Origin of the sequence: Enterococcus sp. DIV1726a, from assembly GCF_051710985.1 — a bacterium.
Classification (GTDB): Bacteria; Bacillota; Bacilli; order Lactobacillales; family Enterococcaceae; genus Enterococcus_B; species Enterococcus_B hirae.
In genome coordinates, this window is the sequence record NZ_JBIOLS010000001.1 from 2092111 (window position 1) to 2110401 (window position 18291).

18 protein-coding genes are annotated in these 18291 nt (G+C 39.0%); 4 read left to right on the forward strand and 14 right to left on the reverse strand.

Annotated elements, in window-relative coordinates:
- Positions 1-3: 3 nt before the first annotated feature.
- From celB to IGJ27_RS09520, 9 genes are all read right to left on the reverse strand, one after another.
- Positions 4-1359, reverse strand: coding sequence for a PTS cellobiose transporter subunit IIC (gene celB, locus IGJ27_RS09480; protein ID WP_010738000.1), 1356 nt, complete (start codon positions 1357-1359; stop codon positions 4-6).
- A gap of 52 nt (positions 1360-1411) precedes the next feature.
- Positions 1412-1741, reverse strand: a complete 330-nt coding sequence (locus IGJ27_RS09485) for a PTS sugar transporter subunit IIB (protein WP_010718620.1) — start codon at positions 1739-1741, stop codon at positions 1412-1414.
- A gap of 61 nt (positions 1742-1802) precedes the next feature.
- On the reverse strand, positions 1803-2750 hold the full coding sequence (locus tag IGJ27_RS09490; protein WP_034699124.1) for a N(4)-(beta-N-acetylglucosaminyl)-L-asparaginase: 948 nt from the start codon (positions 2748-2750) through the stop codon (positions 1803-1805).
- Between the two features lie 145 nt (positions 2751-2895).
- Positions 2896-4179 carry a Sapep family Mn(2+)-dependent dipeptidase gene (locus IGJ27_RS09495; RefSeq protein ID WP_370566772.1) on the reverse strand — a complete coding sequence of 428 codons (1284 nt, stop codon included), beginning with the start codon at positions 4177-4179 and terminating at the stop codon, positions 2896-2898.
- Positions 4180-4198: 19 nt separating this feature from the next.
- Complete coding sequence (locus tag IGJ27_RS09500; protein WP_010738003.1) at positions 4199-4924, reverse strand: GntR family transcriptional regulator, LSA1692 subfamily; 726 nt, start codon at positions 4922-4924, stop codon at positions 4199-4201.
- A gap of 585 nt (positions 4925-5509) precedes the next feature.
- Positions 5510-6403: an RsiV family protein gene (locus IGJ27_RS09505; RefSeq protein ID WP_178305778.1), complete on the reverse strand. Its 894-nt coding sequence runs from the start codon at positions 6401-6403 to the stop codon at positions 5510-5512.
- A gap of 26 nt (positions 6404-6429) precedes the next feature.
- Positions 6430-6942, reverse strand: a complete 513-nt coding sequence (locus tag IGJ27_RS09510) for an RNA polymerase sigma factor (protein WP_034699109.1) — start codon at positions 6940-6942, stop codon at positions 6430-6432.
- 134 nt (positions 6943-7076) lie between these two features.
- A complete protein-coding gene (rpoE, locus tag IGJ27_RS09515) occupies positions 7077-7688 on the reverse strand; it encodes a DNA-directed RNA polymerase subunit delta (RefSeq protein WP_010718626.1) in 612 nt (203 codons plus the stop codon).
- Between the two features lie 75 nt (positions 7689-7763).
- On the reverse strand, positions 7764-8201 hold the full coding sequence (locus IGJ27_RS09520; protein WP_010718627.1) for a DUF1934 domain-containing protein: 438 nt from the start codon (positions 8199-8201) through the stop codon (positions 7764-7766).
- Between the two features lie 370 nt (positions 8202-8571).
- Between IGJ27_RS09520 and IGJ27_RS09525 the strand changes: the two genes are divergently transcribed.
- The 3 genes from IGJ27_RS09525 to yidA are packed head-to-tail and all read left to right on the forward strand — an operon-like array spanning position 8572 to position 11593.
- The gene (locus tag IGJ27_RS09525) at positions 8572-9402 is read left to right on the forward strand and encodes a lipoate--protein ligase family protein (protein WP_178305777.1); all 831 of its coding nucleotides are present in this window, start codon (positions 8572-8574) and stop codon (positions 9400-9402) included.
- Complete coding sequence (locus tag IGJ27_RS09530) at positions 9386-10756, forward strand: HD domain-containing protein (protein ID WP_053765708.1); 1371 nt, start codon at positions 9386-9388, stop codon at positions 10754-10756. The genes IGJ27_RS09525 and IGJ27_RS09530 overlap by 17 nt, the downstream gene beginning before the upstream one ends.
- A gap of 24 nt (positions 10757-10780) precedes the next feature.
- Positions 10781-11593, forward strand: coding sequence for a sugar-phosphatase (gene yidA, locus IGJ27_RS09535; RefSeq protein ID WP_010718630.1), 813 nt, complete (start codon positions 10781-10783; stop codon positions 11591-11593).
- A gap of 89 nt (positions 11594-11682) precedes the next feature.
- On the opposite strand, the gene IGJ27_RS09540 is transcribed toward yidA, so the two are convergent.
- Positions 11683-12120, reverse strand: coding sequence for an NUDIX hydrolase (locus IGJ27_RS09540; protein ID WP_178305776.1), 438 nt, complete (start codon positions 12118-12120; stop codon positions 11683-11685).
- Between the two features lie 128 nt (positions 12121-12248).
- Here IGJ27_RS09540 and gloA point away from each other — a divergent pair, with 128 nt between their 5' ends.
- Positions 12249-12620 carry a lactoylglutathione lyase gene (gene gloA / locus IGJ27_RS09545; protein ID WP_010718633.1) on the forward strand — a complete coding sequence of 124 codons (372 nt, stop codon included), beginning with the start codon at positions 12249-12251 and terminating at the stop codon, positions 12618-12620.
- Between the two features lie 86 nt (positions 12621-12706).
- Here the strand turns inward: gloA and IGJ27_RS09550 are convergent, their stop codons facing one another.
- The 4 genes from IGJ27_RS09550 to IGJ27_RS09565 form a co-directional block, all read right to left on the reverse strand.
- Positions 12707-14053, reverse strand: a complete 1347-nt coding sequence (locus IGJ27_RS09550) for a TrkH family potassium uptake protein (RefSeq protein ID WP_053765709.1) — start codon at positions 14051-14053, stop codon at positions 12707-12709.
- Positions 14054-14488: 435 nt separating this feature from the next.
- On the reverse strand, positions 14489-15121 hold the full coding sequence (locus tag IGJ27_RS09555; RefSeq protein WP_080292479.1) for a V-type ATP synthase subunit D: 633 nt from the start codon (positions 15119-15121) through the stop codon (positions 14489-14491).
- Positions 15122-15128: 7 nt separating this feature from the next.
- Positions 15129-16505 (reverse strand): V-type ATP synthase subunit B, encoded by a 1377-nt coding sequence (locus tag IGJ27_RS09560; protein WP_010718636.1) that lies wholly within the window; start codon positions 16503-16505, stop codon positions 15129-15131.
- Complete coding sequence (locus IGJ27_RS09565) at positions 16498-18279, reverse strand: V-type ATP synthase subunit A (protein WP_010718637.1); 1782 nt, start codon at positions 18277-18279, stop codon at positions 16498-16500. The genes IGJ27_RS09560 and IGJ27_RS09565 overlap by 8 nt, the downstream gene beginning before the upstream one ends.
- Positions 18280-18291 lie beyond the last annotated feature (12 nt).

The following is an 18291-nucleotide window of genomic DNA, read 5'->3' on the forward strand; positions in this document are numbered from 1 at the left end:
TTTTTATAAGGTATCAAAATCAAAGTCATCAAAATTGATTTCTTCTGCTGTTGATTCTTCTGCCTCAAGCTCTTCTTTCAGATATTGATTGTCTAACACTTTGATGAATGGATAATAAACTGCCATTCCTAATAAAATAAGTAATCCCTGAAGGACAGAAGCTTGCCAACCACTGACTAAAAAGCCTGAAATGATCGGTGGCGTTGTCCATGGAAGTTGAATCCCATTGGTGTAAGCAACTAGCCCTAGGTCCATACAAAAATAAGCAATAATGATATTGATTGTCGGTACTAAAGCAAATGGGATCAAAATGATTGGATTTAATACGATCGGTAAACCAAAGATGATCGGTTCATTGATCCCGAAAATTCCTGGTACAAGCGATAATTGTGAAAGTTTTTTCACTCGCTGACTTTTACATACAAGAATCATAATCAAAATCAATGATAAGGTAGAACCGCCCCCACCAAATGTTGCAAACATATCTTGAAATTGACCTGTAATGATATTAGGAATTTCATGTCCGTCTTTGAACGCATTTAGATTTTCAATCGATAAAGCACGAAGAACTGGATTGAAGACTGCACCTACGACACTTGAACCGTTGATTCCGAAAAACCAGAAAAAATGTAAAAATAAGTACGCAATGATCATAGCACCTAAGGTATTCCCTAAACTTAACAATGGTGTTTGTAAGAATTTAAACAGGATTTCTTGTAAATTCCCATATGTGGTTAAACTCGCTACCCAATTCGCCACCATAAAGAACGTTAAGATGACGAAGCTTGGAATCAACGCTTCAAACGATTTAACAACAGTAGGCGGCACGCCATCTGGCATTTTGATTGTCCACCCTGTGCGAATCAAAGCAACGAACATACGAGTCGCTACTAAAGCAACTACCATCCCTAAAAATAAACCACTTGATCCCATCCAACGTAAAGGAAGACTTCCGACTTCAAATACTTCAGTCGAACCTTCTGGCGTAAATAATGTGGTAAAAGGCGTTACGATAAAGAATGAAACTAAAGAAATAATTGCCGCTTGCATCGCATCCACTTTAAATTGCTTTGCTAAACTATAACCGATGCCCCCAACTGCTAAAATCGTCATGATATCAAAACTGGCGGTAGCAGGCTTATTCAACATGACTGCCCAATTTTCCCCTAAAAATCCAGCCATCCATTCATTCCAATTTGGTATTGGAAAGTTGGTCAATACTAGAAACAATGACCCCACGATCAATAACGGTGTAGAAAGTAAAAAGCCATCTCGTATAGCAATCAAATATTTATTTTCTCCAACCGTTTTTGCCATTGGTGTCAAAACTTTTTCTAACCAATTCAAAAATTTTTGCATCTTTTTTCCCCCGATCTTTTTGTTGACTCCGACTGTTTCCGTTTACAAAAACTCATTTTCTACTTTCTTTGATCATTTTCAGGACATCTTTCATCGCACGTTCGCCATCCATCATGCCATATGCTTCTGTGGCAATTGTGCCTACAGGAATGCCTAACGGCTCAAACGTTTTTTTCATTTTGTCACTTAAATGACGAACTTGTGGTCCTAATAAGATGGCTACCGGTTTCTCTTGTTCAACTTTTTCCTCTGCATGGATTGCTGGGAACGCATGGATTTCTAGTGGCATCTGATGTTTTGTGACTACTTCCATCATTTTATTGACCATAATACTCGTTGACATCCCTGCTTCACAGAATAAATAGATTTTTTTTGTTGCCATTTTTTTCTCCTCCTTATATATACATATGCTGATTATCAGCTAAATGACTTCGATACTGGGATCAAACTGGGGCTTTGATGCGTTTTTCATAAGCATCCAGCCATTCTTTGGTGATTGGTTCAATGATCGTTGTCTGATCAACTCCTGGATTAGCTAAGTAGATAGCTGGTTGCTCCTTTTCAGTTGCAACAGTAAACGTAAATTCGACATTGGTCGCAACTCCCCATTCACCTGCTTTATTCATAGCAACTAATGAAAAAGCACCTGCTTTGCCATACCGTTCTTTTAATAAATCAGTAAAAGAATACACAGCTTGATCACAGGCTTTTTGTGGAGTGACTCCTTCTCCCATCAAGCGAACAATTTCATAAGCTAGACAGCCTTTCATTAGATCTTCTCCTAGACCAGTTGCTGTCGCACCACCGATTTGACTGTCGACGTAAAAACCAGAACCTGATAAAGGGGAATCTCCCACACGACCTTGCTTTTTCATAAATAATCCAGAACTAGACGTTCCTGCAGCCATGCCAGTGTGTTGATCCAAAGAAACCACGCCCACCGTATCGTGTCCGTCATAGGGACTTAGATTCGTTTTCGCCACTTCTGCCACTCGTTTTTGCCAAATTTTTTTAGCTCTTGGCGTTAGCATGTTTTTCCGTTCGAATCCTGCTAGCATTGCATATTCAGTGGCTCCTTGTCCTACGCGAAAACTATTGAATTTTTCATTACTTAATTTTCTGGCAACTGATATTGGATTCGCAATATCTACGATCCCAGCCACTGCCCCAATTTTGAACGTATCCCCATCCATAAAAGCCGCATCCATTTCTACAATGCCTCGTTCGTTTGGCAAGCCACCATAGCCAACTGATTTGTAAAATGGATAGTCTTCTACACATTTGATTGACGTTTCCACGGCATCTCCGCATGTTCCTTCCTGTTCTAATAATTCTTTGGCAGCTAACACACCATCATGTGCCATACGCCACGTTGCGATAATTCCCCACATGTTTACTCCTCCTATATATAGCGCTTACATCTATTTTATTTAGTATATACTATTATGTCTATACTAAAAAGAGACTTTTCTTAAAATCTAATTGATTTATAAGAGAAGTCTCTGATAATCTTTTTTTTAAAAAATATATAACTGTTTATTCGATCAATGCTTGAATGCTTCGTAGGTATATCTCTAAATTCATGCGCAGATCTGTTACTTCCATATACTCGTTTTTGTTATGTGCAATCCCTTTTTGCCCTGGAAAAGAGGGACCAAACGCTAATACATTAGGAATCTTTCTGGCATAAGTAGCACCCGTTGTCGTCACTGGTGTAGGGTCGTTCCCAGTAATCTCGCCATAAATTTGAGATAGTTTTTTGATTTCGGGCGAATCTTTTTTCTGACAGATCCCTGGAATACTGCGATTGATTGTAAAAGTCGCTTTCTCGGGCAACTGTTTAGCCAACCCACTCACGACTTCCTCTTCTGTGACTGAAACAGGGTAACGAAAAGCAACTTCTAAATCTAACCCGTTAGTGTTTTTTTGCAAATTCACAGGTGTAAGAATCAACCTGCCTGAATCTTCATCAGACAAAGCAAGATCGATTCCTTCTCCATAATGTTTATTGTGGAAAGCTTGCCAGATCCAATCAAAATAAGCTCGTATTTGTTCTGGAACAGCTGAATCTGCTTTGATTTTTTCGGCAAGCAGCGTAATCGCATTCTCTCCTAATTCTGGGGCATTACTTGGAGAACGTTTTCCTTCCACATCAAATTTTTTCGCATTAATCGAAACACTCAGCTGGTCTGGCACATGATCTCGATATTGATCCCCTGTAAAATCACTGATTTGAATAACTTCTTCTTTAACTAATGGGAAATGAATCGTTAGGTTGACTACTCCTCTTTCTCCGTAAACAACTGGATATTTACAATCTGGCGTAAAACCAAATGATGGCGGAACTTCAGCCTGTAAATAATGAGCCACATCAGACATCCCACTTTCTTCGTCAGTCCCAAAAATAATGCGGATCGTTTTTTTAGGAACCGCTCCCATTTTTTTCAACAGGATCAGAGCATAAAAACAACTAATGATCGGCCCTTTATTATCTAAAATCCCTCGTCCATAAAAGCGTCCATCTTTTTCGCTTAAATCAAAGGGTGGAAAATCCCATCCTGATCCTGCTGGAACCACATCTAAATGACCAATGATCCCAATATAGTCCTCATCATCTTCTCCCCATTGGACGTATCCGATCGCATCATCAATCACTTTAGTCTTAAACCCTACTTCTTTTCCTTTTTTGAGTACAAGGTCCAACACTTCTCGAGGTGCTTTCCCAAACGGAGCATGATCTTCCGGCTCCCCTTTCACACTTGGTACTTTCATAACTGTTTGAAGAAACTCAAGAAATTCTTCCCAATGATCATCAATCATCGACTTGCTTTTTTTCAATTTATTCACTCCTTTTTTGACGAATCAACGTATTTTTAAATGTATATTTATCTGCACGATAATACGAGCAGTCATATAAGATTGGTTTGGCTGCTGGCGAATATGTCATTGAATGGACAAACAACATCGGTTCATCCACAGCTACTTGCAAGAGTTTTGCCACGTCAGCCGTCGCTTTCACTGCTTCGATTTCTTGGTGAGAATAAGCGATCTCCACGTTTTTTTCGATCACTTGATAGAGTGACCCACTTAATTCTTCTTGAGAGACTTCTCCCAGATAACGTTTTAAAATATAAAGATTTTCAACCGTCATTGGTTCGTCATCAAAATAACGTAATCGTCTCAAATGAACGATTGGCTCAGAAATCGATTCACCAAAAGCTTGTTTAACATTCGTTGGTAGTTGTTCAGTAACTTCGCATTCTAAGACTTGCGTTTTTGTCTTTTTCCCTTGGATTCGAGCAGTTTCGGTAAAGCTTTGCAATCCTCCAGAGCCACTTTGGATCTTAGGTTGTTTCATGACATACGTGCCTTTACTTTTTTCTTTGATCAACTTATTTTGGCTGATCAATAATTCGATTGCTTTACGAACAGTTAAACGACTACATTGAAACTCGTCTGCTAAATCATATTCTGAAGGTAATTTTTGACTAGAAACGTAAATTCCTTCCATGATTCGCTTCTCAATCTCATTCGCAATTTCTTGAAATTTTGGTTGTTTTTTCACGAGATTCCTCCTAAAATATTCTCCAAACTTTCTGCTAGCTTTATTTATTAGCAGAACCAACAATAATGAGAAAATATTTTTATCCAACAATAAGTATATACTAAAAAGTATATACTTTCACATCATTTACGATATTTGCACAAAAAATTCTAGGACGAAATTTGGATAGTTCTCTAAAATAAAAGGGACTGAAACAAAACTTGCTTCAGTCTCTTCTAGTATCTCTAAAAACGAATAAATGATGTTCAAAGAGCTGACCTCTTGTTCACGGTGAGAAAAAAGTAGCATCTTCAAAAAATTTGTCGAAATTGACCAAAAATTTGTGAAGCACCAAGTAGGTAACAATCAACAGCAAAAACCAGTGTTTGCGTTTCTTGTCAATTTTCGGAAATTCCTTCTTATTTCTTGATGCGAAATACTTTTGTCTCAATCTCTCTTAAACAGCTATTTATCCAACAATGGCTGTCCTAGACATTTTGTATATATTATAACCATGTATAATTGAACTATTTGAAGTATTTTTCCAAAATCAAATCAACTCTTATGATAGCGCAAAGGATCAGTTATTTATTTTTTAGGTTGAGCTTACTCATTTAAGTAATCTGGAGAAGCTAAAAGTGAACGTGTCACTTCTTTAGGTATCACAAAGGTTGGTGTGCCCATATAGCCAGGTGCGATCGAAAATTGATCGTAAACTAAGACTAATTCGTGGTTCCTATTAATATAAAACTTGGTATCTTTAGTAACTAATGGCGTTTTTTTGATTAGTCCATCTTTAAAATCATCATCTGTCCAATAATACTGATCAGGGTTTTCTTTGCTATTTTTTTGCATTTGCTCTTTGACTTCATTTGTCAAAACGGAAAGATACTGATCATCTTTGAATAAAAGTGGTAAAGATAAGACTACTCCGCTTTTTTTATCAATCGTATCATAACGCTTTTCCGTATAGCTGTCTGCGGCAGTTTGTGTCATCTTTCGTTCAATCACTAAAAAACGCGGATCATCCAACAGTTTCTGATAATCTCCCGTAACTTGAAAATGATTTGTTTTAAAGTCTTGGTACTGTACTTTTGCTTTTTCAAAGTTTTCTTGTCCTTCACGAAAGTACTTTTTGTTCAGTCCAGCAATCGTCTGACTATTTTCTTTATCTTTTGTACTGATTTGCGGCACTCGGATCTCGATTGCTTCATCAGACAGTGTTTTCCCTAAAATTAATTTCACGACTGGGCCAATCAAGGGTAAATCTTCAGCAAAACTACGAATTTGATTGTTAAAAAAAACACTGCTGAACATCATCGCAATAATAGCAAAAGATAGAATAAGTCCTTTCACTTGTTTTTTTCGTTTCACTCGCTGGTTAAACCTTTGTTCTTCCAGTGAGTAGCGCTTGATCATCTCATTTTTGATACCATGAGGGATTTCTTGTTGTTGATAGACTTGTTTCAGTTGTTCTAGTTCTTTCTGAGCTGAATACATCGTCTTTCTCTCCTTTATTGTGATTTTTACTGTAAGATTTTTCTTAGCTGATTTAACGTACGATACATTTTGGTTTTGACGGTGTTTTCATTCAAATCAAGAATCTCTGCAATTTCTTTTAAACGAAAGCCTTCAAAAAAATGTAAAATCAAAATTTCCTTTTCAGGGCTATCAATTCCTTCAATGATTCCATGTAAATCAGTCAATGAATCGTCCATTGTATGAGCGAGTTGAATCGTTTCTTCTTCCAATGTTTCCGATTGATTTCGTTTTTGCTTACGCCAAGCATCGATAGCTGTTCGTATCAAAATACGATAAAACCAAGCTGAAAATCGTTCAATCTCTTTCCCTTGTTCAATAGCAGCTAACGCTTTATGAAAACTGTCTTGCATCACGTCTAATGCTTCTTCTTTGTTATGAACATAATTCATTGTGATCCGAAACATTTTCTCATATTCCTCTTGGATCAATTCACTTAATAAATTCTTTGATTTTTCGATTTGCTTCTTTTTCTTGTAACGATTAAAAATCGGACCCATCTCCTTTCCCTCTCACTTACTATGACGATCAAACAAACCAAAAAGTTTCAATTATTTTTTAATTTATGTAAAAAATCAATACAAAAAAACTGCAGATCCCTTATTGGGGGATCTGCAGCTATGAAGCCGAAAGTCTATTCTTCGGTAAACTCTTCGTCCTCGTAGTCTTCGTCTTCATCGTCATCTTCAATGATGCTTAGATCTTCTTCGATGTTGCCTGGTAATTCTTCTTCATCGTCACTTGTGTCGTCTGCACCGATTTCTTGCAAGTCAGAGTTATAAGCAGCGATTTCTTCATCATCGTCATCATCATCTTCAAAAAGATCATCGTCATCTTCGTCAGACAAGTCAGTATCTTCTGGGTCATCATCATTATAATCGATCGCATCTTCATCATCGTTGATAAAGGCATTGACTTTTTTACGTTTGCGTCGACGAGGTGTATCTTCATCTTCTTCGTCAATTCCATGGTTTACTTCTTCATCGATCGAATCGATCGCATACCATGAACGTAAGCCCCAACGATTGTCACCTAATGAAATAAAGCTACCATCAATATTTAAGTCAGTATAAAATTGTGCCAGTGAATCACGAATCTCACTGTCTGATTTTCCAAGATAGGTTTGGATTTGGTTGGCTAAATCAGAAAAATCCATCACATCGCCACGTTGTTCTAAGATCGCATGTGCTACTTCGATCATTGATAATTCGTTTTTGTTTGCACCTTCAAATACACTAATTTCCAATCAGGACACGTCCTTTCACAGTCTACTCCTTATCATACAAAATCATACGTAAAAAATCAAACGTTTCTTTGCGATTTAAGCAGTAAAATCTAAAGTTAAATAATATTCCCCTAATTTTTCTGGTCCCATTAGCAAGTCGTATTCAATCATTACTTTCCCAGCGGTTGGTCGGTCTTTCAGACTAACATGTAATTCTTTGGTGTACGTTTCAATTTGAAGCATGCCATAAGGTGTCCGATACGTTGTTTCCAAACGTTCACGATACCCGAATTTTAGTCGCATCCGTGTTTCTCCCGCACGAATCAGTTGAACCTGTCCATCGGGCATCAATTTGATCGTTACAGGGATTTCTTCTGCTGTATTTTCCTGAATTTCCTGGTATCGTATGTATAACGTATCCCCAATTTTGACCATTTGACCTTTCAGATCAAAGAAAAAGTCTTGATGCTCCCCGTTTTGCATGACTTTCGTCCGTAATTTGATTGAAATGGGTGTTCCTTGCGATTGTGCCATTTTACCTTCTCCTTTACTTCATATAGGTACATTGTTCCTAGTTTTCGTCTATTTGTCAAACAACTCGTCATCGAAGAGGTTGTGAAAGCATCGGGGAGCTCCGATGACAATAAGAAAGAATTTTTTAAAATAGCTTCTCATATTTTGAAAAATTCAGGCTTATTTCAAGGAGCTGATGCTTGAACACCGTTTATTCGTTTTTAGAGCTACCAGAAGAGACTGAGCCAAGTTTTGTCCCAGACTCAATAAATTCTTTTTTTAGAGTATGTTAGAGTATAGTATAATAATGAGAGAAACTCCCATGAAACGATGACAAACGTGAATCATTGGAATATCAATCGATGATTAATTATATAAAGGAGCGAATGTAATGAATCCAACAATTATTTTGGATCAAAAAATTTATCAAAAAAATGATTTTACCCCTTTTGCTCTGACGGATATCTTAACCGAGTATTCAAAAAAAAACAACCAAAACTTTCTCCATTTTTGGCAATATGAACAAACGGTGATCTTAGGAATGAAAGATACTCGAACGTCCTACTTCCATGAAGGCATTCAGGAGCTAAGAAAAGCAGGCTATCAGCCAATCGTTCGTAACGCTGGTGGATTAGGGATCATTTCTGATCAAGGGGTTTTAAATCTCTCATTGATTTTCCCTCAAAACGAACAGGAGAAGATATCGATTGATGCTGCCTATGAAAAAATGCTCACATTGACTCGTCTGGCTTTTCCAACCGTATCAATCGAAGCTTTTGAAGTGACCCATTCTTATTGTCCTGGTACGTATGACCTGAGTATCAACGGTAAAAAGTTTGCGGGGATCGCCCAACGTCGCATAAAAAATGGGATTTCTGTGATGATGTATGTTAGTGTCAATGGCGCACAACAAACCAGAGGTCAAGCGATGAAACGATTCTATCAAGAAGCGCTGAAAGAGGATTTCGGCACGAATGGTTACCCGGCGGTCGTTCCTGAAAGTATGGCAACCTTAGCTGATTTACTTGAAACGCCTTTAACTATTGAGGATGTAAAACAACAATTCCAATTGGCACTCACACAACTCTATGGAGAGAGTCGTTCCGTTGATGCGCTATGTTGGAAAGAGGCACATGTCACTTCTGAACAGTGGACGGATCAAATCAATCGAATGGAAGAACGAAATAAATTAAAGGAGCTTGCTGATGACTATTCCTTATAAATATCAATTATTACCGATCGAAAAGGTCTTTCGTGACCCGGTCCATAACTATATCCATGTCCAACACCAAGTCATTTTAGACCTGATCAATTCAAAAGAAGTCCAACGATTGCGCCGTATCAAACAGTTAGGCACTTCTTCCTTTACTTTTCACGGCGCTGAACATAGTCGGTTCACTCATTCATTAGGGGTCTATGAAATCTCAAGACGGATCTGTGATATCTTTTCCCGCAATTTCCCTCAAGAAAAAATTGGCGCTGACGGTTGGGATGATCGAGAACGTTTGGTTACGTTGTGCGCAGCATTGCTTCACGATGTTGGTCATGGTCCTTATTCCCATACATTTGAGCATATTTTCCATACGAATCATGAAGCGATCACTGTAGAGATCATTACTTCTCCCGAAACGGAAGTTTATCAAATTTTGAATCGTGTGGAAGAAGGATTTCCAGAAAAAGTCGCCAGTGTGATCCAAAAAACATATCCTAATCCCCAAGTCGTCCAAATGATTTCGAGTCAGATCGATGCTGATCGAATGGATTACTTGTTGCGAGATGCCTATTACACTGGGACAGAATACGGTACGTTTGATTTAACCCGAATTTTACGTGTCATTCGTCCCTATAAAGGCGGGATCGCCTTTTCGATGAATGGGATGCACGCAGTCGAAGATTATATTGTGAGCCGCTATCAAATGTACGTTCAAGTTTATTTCCACCCTGTGTCTCGTGGCATGGAAGTAATTTTAGAACACTTGTTACATCGGGCGCATGAGTTGTATCGAGAAGATCCCAATGTGTTTGAATCCCATTCTCAACTACTCTTACCGTTTCTTGACGAAAACTTTACACTGGATGAGTATTTAAAATTAGACGATGGCGTTTTAGGAACTTATTTTACCCAATGGACGGAATTTTCTGATCCAATCTTAAGTGATTTAGCTAAACGTTTCTTATACCGTAAACCGTTAAAATCGGCGACTTTTTCTGGGGATCGCTCTTCTTCCTTGATCAAGGAAATGACTGCTCTTGTGGAAAAAGTTGGCTACAATCCTGTCTACTATACTGCCATCAATTCCAGTTATGATTTGCCTTATGATTTTTATCGCCCCGAAGAAGGACGCCATCGAACACAAATCGAAATCTTGCGAAATGATGGAACTTTGGTAGAATTATCAGAGGTGAGCCAACTTGTGGCTGCTCTTGCTGGACAAGAACAAGGAGATGAACGATTTTTCTTTCCAAAAGAAATGGTTGATCCGTCTTTAAGAAATCACTATGATCTATTTGACGAAACCTATCAAGAATTTGCCAGCCATATCCGCAATGGTTCACTGATTACCCAAACAAACTAAAACACACGATCACTGGAGGAAATTATGTCTATCAAGTTAGTCGCCATCGACATCGATGGAACCTTATTAAATGAGAAAAGAGAAATTACAGCAGACGTCAAAGAAGCGATTGCTCAGGCTGTCGCTAAAGGAGTAGCCATCGTCTTGTGTACCGGCAGACCGTTGCCTGGTGTCCAGGAACAGTTGAATGAACTCGATTTATTCCAAGAAAATGACTACGTGATCACCTACAATGGCGCACTTGTCCAACAAACAAAATCAGGAAAAATCATCGCACGTCATGGTTTGACACATGAAGATTATTTAGAAATCGAAGTGATGGCTCGTCGAGTTGGCAGTCATCTACACTCCATTGATGATCAGGCGATTTACACCTCTAATCGTGATATCAGTGCGTATACGATCCATGAAGCCAGCTTAGTTCATATGCCGTTGAAATATCGCACACCTGAAGAAATGACACCAGATATCAATTTGGTTAAAATGATGATGATCGACGAACCTGATATCTTAGATGCTGCGATTGCTCGTTTACCACAAACATTCCGTGAAAAATACACGACAGTGAAAAGTGCGCCTTATTACTTTGAAGTATTAAACAAAGAAGCAAGTAAAGGCGCAGCCGTTGCGAACTTAGCGCAACATCTTGGAATCGATCAGGATGAGATCATGGCGATTGGTGACAACGAAAATGACTTATCGATGATTGAATATGCTGGCTTAGGCGTTGCGATGGGAAATGCAGTTCCGCTAGTTAAAGAAGCTGCCAACGTGGTCACTAAAACAAATGAAGAACATGGCGTGGCAGAAGCGATCAAAACGTATGTTTTATCATAATAAAAATAACACTTGCTACTAAATAAAAATCCAAAACCAGTTCGTCACTGACTGTACGCTGGTTTTGGATTTTTCTTGATTTAATTGTTTTAATTGTTCAATAACCATTTTTCAACCGCCCACTTGTGGCTACCTCGTTTTAATTTTTCAATGGCTTCTTGTGGTGTGACCCACCAAATGGTATTCGTCTTTTCAGTTGGTTCTGCCACTTGTTGCCAGCCGTTTGCCACATAAAAGTAGCCTGGGTTATAGTAATAGGTCTGACGGTAATTGGAATAAAAATACTCATCCGCTTCCCCTAGATAAGTCGCAATTTCTGCGACGATCCCCATTTCCTCAAGGAGTTCTCTCTTAAGAGCTGCTTCTTTTGTTTCCATCGCTTCGATCTCTCCACCAGGTAAAAAATAAGCACCATTTGGAGCTTCAATCATAGCTAGTTTGTTCTTTTCTTCCACGATGATATAGGCAGCATATCGTGGGGAATACTGGACCCCTGCTTCTTTTTCACCAAATACTGGTTTATCCATCATTTTGTCCACCTTAAGCTTATTTACTTTTTATTTTACATGAGAGTTTTCTCATAAACAAGCGCAAATCTTCTATTGCTCTTTCTTTTTTTGTTATGATGAAAAAAAAGGAAAGGAAGTAGTTATTTATGAAAATGGCTCATACTTGCGTTCGAGTGAAAGATCTTGACGCTTCATTAGAATTTTACCAAAAAGCGTTTGGCTTTGAAGAAAGTCGTCGCCGTGATTTTCCAGAAAACAAATTCACCCTTGTTTATTTAACTTTACCAGGAGATGACTACGAACTAGAATTAACTTATAACTATGATCATGAAGGCTATGATCTAGGGAATGGCTATGGACACATTGCTATTGCTGCGGATGATTTAGAAGCACTTCACGAAAAACACCAAGCAGAAGGATTCAATGTGACAGACCTAAAAGGACTTCCAGGAACAGCTCCTTCTTATTATTTCGTTGTTGACCCTGACGGATATAAAATCGAAGTTATTCGGGGATAAGGTTGTGAAAAAAACGCTCAAAACAGCTTCTCTTGTTTTGAGCGTTTCTTTTTTATTATCATCAGAACTCCCCGATACCTTCACAACTACCCAAGCATGATGCTTTCTTCTGGGTATTTGTAATTGGCTTCTGCCCTGTTCGCTTTTACTAGTAGTGAAAAAACGACTGTCATGATTCCTACTCGACCGATATACATCAAAGAAATAATGACTAGTTTTCCGATCAATGTCAAATCCGGGGTCAACCCCATCGTCAATCCAACTGTCCCAAAAGCGGAAAAGACTTCAAACGCAATATATTCGATTCCTGACGTTTTAGGAATCGTCTCCGTCACCGATAGGACCATGATCGCAACAACACATAAAGAGAGAGTTACAAAGAAAAGAGTCAATGCACGTAGCACGGCTGCTTGGCGAATGGTTCGACCGAAGGCTTCTGCTCGTGTCTTTCCTTTGAACATAGCATGCATTTGGATCAATAAAATTCCTAATGTCGTAGTTTTCAGTCCTCCAGCTGTCGAACCAGAAGTTCCTCCGATGTACATCAAAAACATCGTTAAAATCAATCCTGCATGACTCATCTGTAAATAATCAATAGAGTAATAGCCTGCTGTTCTTGGTGTCACACTCATAAAAAATGTATTCGCTAATCTTTCTGTAAACGTACCTTTAACTAAAGTCAGTCCATTTCTTTCAGTGATGAGAAATAAAATAAATCCACCAATTAATAAGAGTGCAGTTACAGATAAGGCGACTTTTGAATGTAGTGTGATTTTTTTGACCCGATGATAACTTAGAATATCACGCCAGACAATAAAACCTAATCCACCTGCAATGATCAACGCTGAAACGACCATGATCAGGTAAACATTTGTTTGATCCGCGAGTAAACTGTCTCCTAATAAATCAAATCCTGCATTACAAAAACTAGAAACGGCATGAAAGATACTAAACCAGATTCCTTTAGCCCAACCCAATTCAGGAATAAAAACTACACTCAAAGCAACCGCCCCGATTACTTGGATCACCACCGCAAATTTTAAGATATAGATCATTAACTTAATTACACCCGACATCTCTTCAAGGTTTAAGGCTTCCTTTAGCACAATCCGCATACTAAAACTGATTTTTTTCTTCGCAATAGCAAAAAAGAGGATCGGGATCATCATAAAGCCTAACCCACCGATTTCAATCAAGGTCATGATCAAAAACTGTCCTGCACTATTCCAATGCTCCGCAGTATTCAGTGTCGTCAAACCAGTCACACAAACAGCTGAGGTTGCAGTGAATAAGGCATCAATAAAATGGGTGCTTTCTCCGCTGCGGCTAAAAAATGGTAACGTCAGTAAGCTACCTCCAAACAGGATCAAGATAAAAAAACCAGCAGCAATTAGCTGGACAGGTGATAATCGTTTTCTTACTCTTTTTTTCATGATAGTCATTCCTTATGCTTAATTTTTATCAAAGATCTCAGAACGACATTTTGTTCTGCGATCATAAATAGGTACAAAATGAATCATTGGCGTGAAGCAATTACTCGGCAATAAGCCTGAATTTTTCAAAACATGAGAAGCTGTTTCAAAAAATTATTTCTTATTGTCATCGGAGCTCCCGATGTTTTCACGACCTTACTCACGGTGTTCAAAGCATTACTTCTGCGGAATTAAGCTCAAAAAATCAAAAATATGAAAAGCTATTTTCAATTTTTAGTTCTTAATTCTTGAAGCAGACCATGCTTTTCACGACCTCTTTCCATTATAAGCAAACGAGCGCAAGAAGAAAAATAAATTACTACTTTTTCTTCTTACGCTAAATTCGATTTGTTCTGATCATGAAAAAAGCCATTAGAATGCTGAATTGCATCAGCCTTACTCTTCTGTTCCCATATTTTTCACTTTGATCAGGCGAGTTACTTCTGCTCGTTCGTTTTCTTCCAGCTTCATTTTAATATAATAAATCGTTTCTTCCAATTGAGGAATCGTCATATATTCCAACGCATTGACCCTTCTTCTGGTTTTCTCGATCTCTTCAGCCATGAGTTGACATGTTTTTTCAACTTCTGCCAGCTTCAAAAGCTTTGGTAAGAGCTGCGTAAAACCATCGATCGAACGATCCAACTCTGCATTAGAATGAAGATAGCCATACTCTAATGGTGTCTCATTCAATGTTTCATCGTATTGAAAATTCATGAGGGGAACTTTGACACTCATAATATTTTTCTCAACTACAGAAAGTGAGACGTTTTCCGCTGGTAATGCTAAAAGTTCGTCAATGAAGGCTTCTTCGACTGTTGACTTTGCTAAGACAAAATCTTTCATTGCTGTTTGGGTTTCTTTTTCTATTGCTTGGCGTAACTCATTATTTTTACGGATCAGTAAAATAAATTGACGCATCAATTCATCTTGTTTATCCTTTAAAAGTTTGTGTCCCCTTGTCGCTGTCGTTAATTGTTTCTTTAAACGAGTTAGCTCCATTCTCGTAGGATTGACGTTTAATCGCATAAGGAACTCACTTCCCTTCTGGCAAATACTTATCCAGTAAATCATCCTTGATTCGTTTTAACTCGGTTCTTGGAAGCATCGCCAACAGTTCCCAACCTAAGTCAAGCGTTTCTGTGATCGTCCGATTGGTGTAAAATCCTTGGTTGACATATTCGTTTTCAAATCGTTCCGCAAATTTTGCATAGATTTTATCAATATCTGACAAGGCAGATTCACCTAAAACGACAGCTAATTCCTTCGCTTGTTTTCCTTGCGCATAGGCGGCAAACAATTGGTTCATCGTTGCTGCGTGGTCTTCTCTCGTTTTACCGGCACCTGTTCCTTTGTCCTTCAACCGTGAAAGAGAAGGCAAGACATCGATCGGTGGTTGAATCCCACTCTTATAAAGCTCTCTCGTTAAAATGATCTGACCTTCTGTAATATAACCCGTCAAATCGGGAATCGGATGAGTCTTATCATCTTCTGGCATCGTCAAAATCGGAATTTGAGTTACAGAACCTTTCAATCCTCTAATCCGTCCAGCCCGTTCAAATAAGGTGGCTAAGTTTGTGTAAAGATAGCCTGGATAACCACGACGACCAGGAACTTCTCGACGTGCGGCCGAAATTTCTCTGAGCGCTTCTGCATAGTTGGTCATATCGGTCATGATGACTAAGACGTGCATGCCTTTTTCATAAGCTAAATATTCAGCGGCCGTCAATGCCATTCTTGGTGTGGCGATTCGTTCGATTGCTGGATCATTAGCTAAATTCATAAACATAACGGAGCGGTCAATCGCACCTGTTTGTCTAAAATCTTCCATAAAAAACTCGGCTTCTTCAAAAGTAATACCGATAGCAGCAAAAACCACAGCAAAATCATCGGAAGAATCCAAAACAGTTGCTTGGCGAGCAATTTGGGCAGCCAACTCTTTGTGTGGTAAACCTGAGCCAGAAAAAACCGGCAATTTTTGCCCACGGACTAATGTATTCAAATGATCGATTGCTGAAATCCCTGTTTGGATAAATTCATCGGGATAATCTCTGGCAATTGGATTGATTACTTCGCCATTGATATCTAAATATTTTTCTGGCAAGATTTCAGGTCCATTGTCTTTTGGTCGACCAAGACCATCAAAAACCCGACCGATCATGTCTTCTGATACCCCTAATTGTAAAGGGTGTCCTAAAAAACGTACGGAAGAATTTTTTAGATTGATTCCACTGGTTCCTTCAAAGATCTGAACCATCGCTTTGTCTTCTTGGACTTCTAGTACTTGTCCACGACGAATCTCGCCGTTTTGCATCCGAACTTCAATCAATTCTTCATATTTGACTCCCGAAACTTTTTCGACTGCCATCAAAGGGCCGACCACTTCTTTGATTGTACGATATTCTTTAATCATCGGTCATCCCTCCTTCTGAAACAATCAATTGGATCGTTTCTTTGATTTCTTCATTTATACTACTAATTTTGGCTAACTCTTCTTCTGGAATATACTTGCTCCGACTAATGCGTTCTCTGACCGCTACCGTACCTTCCATGATTTCATTGAAGTACGCTCCCAGCGATAAGGCTTTTCGTGCCTCTTTCCCAAAAGTCAAAATAACTTTCAACATGTTGAATTGTTTTTCTCTTGAAGTAAACGTATCTACATCATCAAAAGCATTTTGTTGTAAATAGTCTTCTCGAATCGATTTTGCTACTTCAAGGGTCAAGCGATCGTTATCAGAAAGCGAATCGATCCCTACCAAGCGCACGATTTCATTTAATTGTTCTTCTTCTTGCAAGATCCGCATGCCTTCAGTTACCATATCAGACCAATCCTGTTGTAAGATTTGATCCATATATCTGCCAACTTCTGTTGAATATAATGAGTAACTTTGGATCCAGTTAATCGATGGAAAATGTCTTTTTTGAGCAAGACTAGAATCTAATCCCCAGAAAACCTTCACCACTCGTAAGGTATTTTGAGTCACTGGTTCAGAGATATCTCCACCAGAAGGAGAAACCGCACTGATGGCAGTGATACTGCCCTCACGTTGGTCAGAGCCTAGAGCAATGACACGTCCTGAACGTTCATAGTATTCAGCTAGACGAGAGCCCAGATAAGCGGGATAACCTTCATCACCAGGCATTTCTTCTAAACGTCCGCTCATTTCACGCAGTGCTTCTGCCCAACGAGAAGTGGAATCTGCCATGATTGCTACATCATACCCCATGTCACGGAAGTACTCGGCAATCGTGATTCCCGTATAAATAGAAGCTTCTCGAGCAGCTACTGGCATGTTCGATGTATTAGCGATCAACACAGTTCGTTCCATCAAAGACTCGCCCGTATTTGGATCGATCAGTTCAGGAAATTCATTGACGACATCCGTCATTTCATTTCCTCGTTCCCCACAACCAACGTAAACCACTAGATCTACGTCCGACCACTTAGCAATCTGGTGTTGCACAACTGTCTTCCCTGCACCAAACGGACCTGGAACGGCTGCCGCTCCTCCTTTAGTTACTGGGAAAAACGTGTCAATGACCCTTTGACCGGTGATCATCGGTACATCTGGATTTAATTTTTGTTTGATTGGTCGACCACGACGTACTGGCCATTTTTGCATCATCGTCAGCTCTTTTAAGCCTTGTTCCGTTTCGATCACACAAATCGGATCATCGATCGTAAATGATCCAGATTCAATTTTTTGTACAGTTCCTTTGATACCATTAGGGACCATGATTTTGTGCTGAATGATCTTCGTTTCATCCACGTACCCAATGATGTCTCCAGCACTTACTTCTGTTCCTTCTTCGATTGTCGCTTCAAACCACCATTGTTTCTCATGATCTAAAGCTGGTAATTGGACCCCACGTCCTAAGAAGTTACTTTGAGTCACTTCCATAAATGTATCCAGTGGTCTTTGAATCCCGTCAAACATTTGTGAAATGATTCCTGGTCCTAGCTCAACAGATAGTGCTTCCCCAGTTGAACGAACAGGTTCTCCGGGACCAATTCCTGAAGTTTCTTCATATACTTGAATAGACGCCACATCTTGACGCATCTCAATGATTTCGCCGATGACTCCTAAATCTCCCACTAAACACATGTCTTGAATACTTGCTTCTGACATATTTTCTGCCATAACGAGAGGACCGGAGACTTTTATGATTTTTCCAATTTGCAAATGACTATCTCC